Source organism: Acinetobacter sp. YH12069 (assembly GCF_013419675.1).
In the GTDB taxonomy this organism is placed as follows: Bacteria; Pseudomonadota; Gammaproteobacteria; order Pseudomonadales; family Moraxellaceae; genus Acinetobacter; species Acinetobacter amyesii.
In genome coordinates this window covers 20,161-28,166 of record NZ_VOZS01000001.1, presented here as the reverse complement: position 1 = coordinate 28,166, position 8,006 = coordinate 20,161, and the positions used below count along the sequence as shown (strand labels likewise).

The following is an 8,006-nucleotide window of genomic DNA, read 5'->3' as shown; positions in this document are numbered from 1 at the left end:
CAGCTCCAGCACCTCAGCCAGTGGCAACGCAGTCAGCCGCAGAATATTTGGCAAACCCGCTTTAAGATTTCCGTTGAACAATAAAAAAGACGCCTCGGCGTCTTTTTTCATTTTAGGAAAATTAGGGCTTTTGCAGTTGCGTTAAGGTTTTACGTGCCAGTCCTGGATCATCGGCAAATACACCATCTACACCAGCTTTATAGAAGTTTTCAAATTCTTTAGCTGCACCGGTATCACAACGTTCGGTCGCCACTGAGTTACATTTTAAATAGTCAGGTAAAAAACCATTTTCAGGTCTGAGTGTATAAGGATGGACTTTCAAACCAGCAGCATGGGCATCTTTGACAAAAATGGTTTGTTTAAATTCAGTGTTTGAAAAAATATAGGTTTTACTTGGACCTACACCATCTGCATATTTTGCCACTGATTTTAGGCCATCTGCAGTGGCTAAACTTGCATAATTTTGAGGTGAGTTTTGTTGCTGTAAGTCACCCGGTATGGCAGTTGGGCTATCTAATAATTGAATAATTTTGCCATGTTTGAGGGTTTTCTTTTGCGTGAGTTGATCATGTAAGTATTTAAGATTGGTGGTTTCAAAGGACTGTAAATATACAGGCGCGATATCACGTGTATAACTATATTTGGCAAGCGTGGTGAGTAAACGATCTTCCATGGCTAGATTTTGCTGTTGGAAAAATGTGGGATGCTTGGTTTCAATATATAAACCAACAATTTTTCCAGTTTTTTTATAATGAGCTTCGGCAAGTTCAATGATTTGTTCGAGCGTTGGGATGCTGTATTGATCATTATATTGAGTGTTATTAGGGCGATATTGAGCAATACGCTCACGTGCTTTTACATTTTGAGTCAGTTCATTCAAATTAAAGTCTTCCGTAAACCATCCTGTATAGTCGATACCATCGATTTTTTTGGTGGTTTTTCGATCCGCAAATTGTGACAGCGTACTAATATTGGTTGTCCCTGAAATTTCACTTTCATGGCGCGCAACCAGATAGCCATCCTTGGTTGGCACTAAATCGGGTTCGATAAAATCCGCACCATCATCAATCGCTTTTTGATATGCGGCAAGGGTATGCTCGGGTCGCAAAGCACTGGCACCACGATGCCCAACAATGACAAAACCTGTATCAGGCAAAATAGGGGGCTTGGTGACATGGGTTTTATCGTCATCCGAATTACATGCAGATAAACCAAAAACGCTAAAAAGGAGCAGTGAAGACACGCCCCATGAGGATTTCACTTTGCTTGTTATGGCTAGATTTAACTGTTTTGTTAATTGTTTTTGCATGGCTGCCTCGGCATCTTTTTATTTAAATGAATGAAGTTGCAGGCATACATTGCAGGGCAGTGGCTAAGACTTCATGACAGAGGCGGTTTTGTCACATAAATTTACTAAAATAGCTGAAGTGGAGGCTCTCCATATTTTCTACATATTTCGCTTCAAGCAAGGTTTTTATGTAGCCTAGGCTTGTAATCAAGCACATTGTGATTGATTATCAATAAGATTTTTTGAAAAAATCAATCAACATATTTTATTTCATTAATTGAAAAGTGACATGGACTGATGCTGTCTAAGTTTTTTATTTATCGACCGATTTTTGCAGGTGTCTTGGCGATCATCGTCATGGCGCTCGGGCTATTTGCTGTGCTCAATTTACCGGTAGAGCGCTATCCAGATATTGCGCCACCACGAATTACGGTCAGCGCAAGTTATAGCGGTGCGTCAGCAGAAACAGTTGAGGAAAGTGTCACACAAGTTCTTGAACAACAAATTAAAGGAATTGATCACCTTTTATATTTTAGTTCAAGCAGCGACTCTTCAGGTCGAAGCCGGATCAGCATCAGTTTTGAAAATGGCACTGACCCAGATACCGCTCAAGTACAAGTACAAAATGCCATAAATGGAGTAATCAATCGGCTGCCTGAAGATGTGCAGCGCCAAGGGGTAAATGTCTATAAATCTTTGGGTGATACCCATATGGTTATCGGCCTCTATGATGAGACTGGCAAGAGTTCGAATATCGAACTTGGTGACTATATGATGACTCATCTAGAGCAGGACATTGCTCGAATTGAGGGTATCGGTGAAGTCGATGTTTTTGGTTCGCAATTTGCCATGCGCATTTGGCTCAACCCACTGAAGTTAAAGCAATATAGCCTTATGCCCAGTGATATCCGTGCGGCTGTTGAATCACAAAATACGCAGGTTGCAGCCGGAGCCGTAGGTGAATTGCCGAGTGTATCGGATCAATATCTCAATGCAAAAGTCACTTCAGGTTCACGTTTAAAGTCAGTTGAAGAATTTGAAAATATTATTGTCAAATCTGCACGAAACGGCAGTTTTGTCTATTTAAAAGACGTTGCACGTGTTGAATTGGGTGCGGAAAATTATTCAGGGGTTAATACCATTAACGGGTATCCATCTTCAGGGATGGGGATCTCATTGGCTTCTGGGGCAAATGCACTTGAAACCTCAGCCTTAATTAAGCAAGAAATTGAACAGTTAGCGAAGCAATTACCTGCCGGTTATAAAATCGTTTATCCACGGGATAACACGCCATTTGTACAAGAATCGATTAAAGAAGTGGTGAAAACGTTATTCGAAGCCGTTTTACTGGTGGTTTTGGTGATGTTTATCTTCTTACAAAATTGGCGAGCAACGCTGATACCTGCGATTACGGTGCCTGTGGTGATTCTTGGGACTTTAGCGATTTTATATGCTTTGGGCATGACCATTAATACGCTCACATTGTTTGCATTGGTACTGGCCATCGGTCTGTTGGTCGATGATGCGATTGTTGTGGTGGAAAACGTCGAACGTTTAATGCATGAACAACAGTTAACAGCAAAACAAGCGGCCATCGAGTCGATGCATGAAATTAGCGGGGCATTAATCGGGATTACTTTGGTATTGACCGCTGTATTTATTCCCATGGCGTTCTTTGGTGGCTCAACGGGCGTGATCTATAGACAATTTTCCATCACACTCGTGGCTGCAATGGGCTTGTCACTGATGGTTGCGCTGATTTTAACCCCTGCATTATGTGCCTTAATTTTAAAACCCAATCCGAAACCACAGCGCTGGGCGATTTGGTTTAACACCAAATTAGAGACTTTAAAAACCAAATATCTAGCACTTGCACAAGCCACGGTTCGTTATCGCTTATGGACGGTGGTTTTGTTTGCGGGGCTCATTACGGTATTTGCTTTGTTTTATCGTGCTTTGCCGACCAGTTTTATTCCTAGTGAAGACCAGGGCATTTTGAGTGTGCAACTTAAATTACAAGAAGGTGCACCGATGTCGAAAAGTCGTGAGATCGGTGAACAAATTCGGCAGTACTTTTTGACTGAAGAAAAGCAAAATATTGATTTGGTGATGATTCGTTATGGACGAAATTTTTCTGGTACGGGTCAAAACTTAGGGCAAGGCTTTATTGCACTGAAGCATTGGGATGAACGTTCAGGACAATACAATTCAGCGCAAGCGATTCGTGAACGTGCTATGAAACATTTTAAAAAGTTCAACAATGCACAAATCAATGTCAGCATGCCGTCTTCAGTCAGCGGTCTTGGGCAAACCGATGGTCTGGAGTTTTGGCTGCGAGATATGAATGGTGAGGGTCGTGCTTATCTCGATGAGCAATTTAAAAGCCTGCAAGAGAAATCCGCACAATTCAGTAGTTTCGAAAATTTAGACAAACGCTCTAACCCAGACAAAGCTGAACTGAAAGTTGATATTGATCAAAAACAAGCGATGGCTATGGGTTTAACGCAAAATGCGATTAATAGCACCATGAGTAGTGCATGGGGCGGGAGTTATATTAACGATTTCATTGACCGTGGACGTATTAAACGCGTCATGATGCAGGCAGATGCCGAATTCCGTTCTAAACCAGAAGATTTGGCTTATTGGCATGTACGTAATGACCAAAATGAAATGATTCCATTTAGTAATTTTTCAACCATTGGCTGGAGTGGCGGCCCTGAAGTCGTCAATCGCTTTATGGGATACACCGCATTACAAATGGAAGCGGATACAGCCAAAAATGTCTCAAGTGGCCAAGCCATGCAGGATGTTAAAGCTTTAGTCGATCAGGTGCCTGGCGTGGATGTGGCATGGAGTGGTTTATCTTTTGAAGAGCAAAAATCAAGTCATCAAGCGATTTGGCTATATTTGGTCTCGATTGGATTTATTTTCCTCTGTCTTGCCGCCCTATATGAAAGTTGGAGCATTCCGACCGCAGTCATGAGTGCGATTCCACTCGGGATAGGCGGTAATATTTTGTTTAGCTACATGACCGGTTTTCCAAATGACATCTATTTCCAAATTGCCTTGCTGACGACCATCGGTCTGTCCTGTAAAAATGCGATCTTGCTTGTAGAGTTTGCAGCGATGGCACAAGAAAAAGGCAAACATGTAATCGAGGCTGCAATGGAAGGCGCAGCACTACGTTTACGTCCTATTTTGATGACCTCTTTGGCTTTTGGTGCAGGGGTGGTTCCTTTAGTTCTTGCTTTTGGCGCAGGTGCAGCCAGTCGTCAAGAGATTGGGGTAAGCGTACTCGGTGGGGTAATATTCGGTACGGTCTTGGTGCTGATTTTTATTCCGTTTATGTATGTGATGGTCCGCTCTATTTTTAAAATCAAACCGGTGTCTGAAACTTAGAAATAATTCACGCACAGTGTATAGCTCTAGTAAAAGCCACCGTGAAAGCTTGAGTACATCGCGGTGGCTTTTTATGTCGCCAAATTTATGTCACCAAACTTTCGACAGGGAATGTTCACAGAGAATTTTCGCAAAGAACGTTCACCGAGAACATATTGAAGAGATTTGAAACTCTTTAGTTTATCCTTCAAAATGTGCTCTACATAGAAAGATTAAAATAAGAGTGAGTTGAATGGCGGATTTAATACAAAGACAGCGTGAAATTTCCGCTTTGCTGCAACAACAAAATTATGCAGCAGCAGTTTTCGCTTTACAGCCTCTGAACTACGCTGATCAGGCTCGTTTAATTCAGCAATTTCCAATCGAAGATCAAATCGAGTTACTTTCAGGTTTAGACCATCAAGGCTTGGTATTTGAGTTTTTCCCTTTTGAGTCACAGCGACAGCTGATTTCACGTTATCCACTGCGTCTACAAATTGAACTATTTGATGATATGCATTCTGATGATGCAACGGACTTATATAAAAGTTTAACTGATGCAGAACAAGATCGGATTTATCAACAACTTGATCAAGATACCCAAGAGCATCTAAAGGCGTTATCTGCATATGCAGAAGAGTCTGCAGGTGCAATCATGAGTTCAGACTATGTCAGTATGCCTGCTGACTTTACCATGCAACAAGCTATAGAGGCCTTACGCCATGAACCGCATGACCGTGAAACCCTGTATTTAATTTATGTCACCAATGATCAGTCTCAATTAGAAGGGGTGATTTCACTGCGGCAAATTTTGCAGGCCGATCGTGATGCACGGATTCAACAGGTGATGACCAAAGATGTGGTGACCGGCTGGATAGATGAAGACCAAGAAAGTATTGCTCGAAAATTGGCAGAATATGATTTTATGGCCTTGCCGATTGTGGATCATGCCCAGCGTTTGATGGGGATTGTCACCTATGATGATGCGATGGATGTGGTACAGGCTGAAACCACTGAAGACTTTTTAAAAGCCAGTGCGGTGAGTACCGAACCAGGTATGAGCATTAATAAAGCACCGATTTTAAAGTTGTATCAAAAGCGGGTGTTCTGGTTGGTGATATTGGTCTTTGGCAGCTTATTGTCCGGATTAGGCATTTCATATTATGAAGACATCATTGCCGCACATATCGTCTTGGTTTTTTTCTTACCCTTATTGGTCGGAAGTGGAGGCAATGCAGGTTCACAGTCTGCAACCTTAATGGTGCGAGCGCTTGCCACTGGGGATGTAAAAATTCGTGATTGGTTTTATTTATTGGGTCGGGAGACGCTCGTCGCGCTTTGCCTCGGTGGAACCATGGCCATTGCTGTATCGATTTTAGGCTACTACCGTGGTGATGCAACCGTCGCTTTGGTCTTGGCTTTAAGTATGATGGGTATCGTATTGCTCGGTTGTTTAATTGGCATGAGTTTGCCCTTTGTACTCAATAAGTTGAAGCTCGATCCTGCAAGTGCATCTGCACCCTTGGTGACCTCGATTTGTGATGCGACAGGCGTGGTGGTGTATTTGATGATTGCTTCACAATTGCTCAATTTATAGAGATTAGCATTTTGCTACAGATTGAAGACTTCTAATATGTTTTAATCTCAGTGATTTACACGGTTTTTATTGGATAAAACATGACTGAACCATTAAAACAAAAAATGTCAAAGCAAGAAGTCATTCGTCTTGAACGCGATCTCGCAAAGTTTGCCAATATGATGGACTCCGTGGTTCGGATTCCATTTACTCGACAAGGGGTAGGTGCGGACGCAGCGTTGAGTACCATTCCGGTCGCTGGTGATATCGCAGGATTTGTCTTGACCTGTTATGCTGTCTATAAAGCCAAACAGATTGGCGTACCACAAGCCAAATTAAATGGTGTGATGAAACTCGCAGTTATAGATGCTGTCGTGGGGTTTATTCCTGTTGCAGGGACGATCTTTGATGTGTTTATTCGACCGAGCCGTAAAGCTTTAGATGTTGTACATACGCACATTCGTGAAGAATATCAAATCAGTACAGATCAACATGTGGTACATCCGTTTTTACATGAAAAATTAGAACAGAAACAACAGCAATCGGCTTTTTGGCGCAACCCTGTGGTTGCATGGATATGGATCCATATCCCAGATATACTCGGGATGATTTTCTTATTAGTCTTTATCTTTGCAATTTATATGGGTGGTTCATTGCTTTGGCAATGGTTAAAGGCCAATGGAGTATTGTAGATAGAAATGCCTTGTTGCTTGAACGCGATCACTGAGAGGCTATTCAATTGAAAGATCGTTCAGCTGAAAGATTATTGATAAGACAGTAAATGTTCGGAAAAATTAGACTTAAAAAAGCCTCCATAGGGAGGCTTTTTTACGACATACATTAGATGCTCGATTATGGGCAATCTAATTGTTGTAATGCCGCAACACGTTGTTCAATCGTTGGGTGTGTTTGGAACAAAGCAGCTAAACTGAAACCTTGTTCTTGACCCGCAGAAATTGCGAAGGCTTTCATTTCTTTTGGCATTTGATCTGGCATTTCAGATTCTGCTTGTAAACGTAACAGGGCAGAAATCATCGCTTGTTTACCTGCTAAACGCGCACCAGCTTCATCGGCACGGTATTCACGGTAGCGAGAGAACCACATCACAATGGCAGACGCTGCGATACCAAAGACAATATCTAATACAATCGTAATGACGAAATATGCGATACCCGGTGCTTCACCATCTTCACGACCGAAGACATTACGGTCGATAAAGTCACCTGCTACACGTGCAAAGAACATGACAAAGGCGTTGACTACACCTTGCACCAAAGCAAGGGTCACCATGTCACCATTGGCTACGTGACCAATTTCGTGAGCGAGTACGGCACGCAGTTCATCTTTGTTCATACGCTCCAATAGACCGGTAGAAACCGCCACTAAAGCATCATTTTTGTTCCAGCCTGTTGCAAAGGCATTAGACTGGTACGATGGGAAAATACCCACTTCTGGCATTTTGATACCAGAACGTTGTGCCAGTTGCGCAACTTCGTTGAGTAACCATGCTTCAGCTTGGCTACGTGGTGCATTAGGGTCAATCAGCTCTGTACCCGTGGTTTTTTTCGCCATCCATTTTGACATGAATAGTGAGATCATCGAACCCACCATACCGAACACAAAACAGATAACGAGCAAGTTGCCTAAGTTTAAGCCGCCTGCACCGTGGTAACTACCGACACCGAAGAGTGACAAGATTATGCCAGCTACAACCAGTACCGCGAGGTTGGTCAGCAAGAACAAACCAATCCGCATCATTGGGTA

5 protein-coding genes are annotated in these 8,006 nt (G+C 42.5%); 3 read left to right on the top strand and 2 right to left on the bottom strand.

Translation table 11 applies throughout. The annotated features are described in order from the left end of the window. Positions 1-121: 121 nt before the first annotated feature. Positions 122-1,309, bottom strand: coding sequence for a glycerophosphodiester phosphodiesterase family protein (locus FTU16_RS00125; RefSeq protein WP_180162441.1), 1,188 nt, complete (start codon positions 1,307-1,309; stop codon positions 122-124). A 276-nt stretch (positions 1,310-1,585) separates the two neighbouring features. On the opposite strand from FTU16_RS00125, the gene FTU16_RS00120 reads away from it, so the two are divergent. The 3 genes from FTU16_RS00120 to FTU16_RS00110 all read left to right on the top strand — a co-directional run bounded on the left by FTU16_RS00120 (position 1,586) and on the right by FTU16_RS00110 (position 6,934). Next, positions 1,586-4,687 (top strand): multidrug efflux RND transporter permease subunit, encoded by a 3,102-nt coding sequence (locus tag FTU16_RS00120; protein WP_180026671.1) that lies wholly within the window; start codon positions 1,586-1,588, stop codon positions 4,685-4,687. Positions 4,688-4,919: 232 nt separating this feature from the next. Further along, positions 4,920-6,263 (top strand): magnesium transporter, encoded by a 1,344-nt coding sequence (gene mgtE, locus FTU16_RS00115; protein WP_180007504.1) that lies wholly within the window; start codon positions 4,920-4,922, stop codon positions 6,261-6,263. Between the two features lie 80 nt (positions 6,264-6,343). Next, positions 6,344-6,934: a DUF4112 domain-containing protein gene (locus FTU16_RS00110; RefSeq protein WP_111883898.1), complete on the top strand. Its 591-nt coding sequence runs from the start codon at positions 6,344-6,346 to the stop codon at positions 6,932-6,934. A 160-nt stretch (positions 6,935-7,094) separates the two neighbouring features. On the opposite strand, the gene htpX is transcribed toward FTU16_RS00110, so the two are convergent. Then, positions 7,095-8,000 carry a protease HtpX gene (htpX, locus tag FTU16_RS00105; protein ID WP_078190437.1) on the bottom strand — a complete coding sequence of 302 codons (906 nt, stop codon included), beginning with the start codon at positions 7,998-8,000 and terminating at the stop codon, positions 7,095-7,097. Between the last annotated feature and the right edge of the window lie 6 nt (positions 8,001-8,006).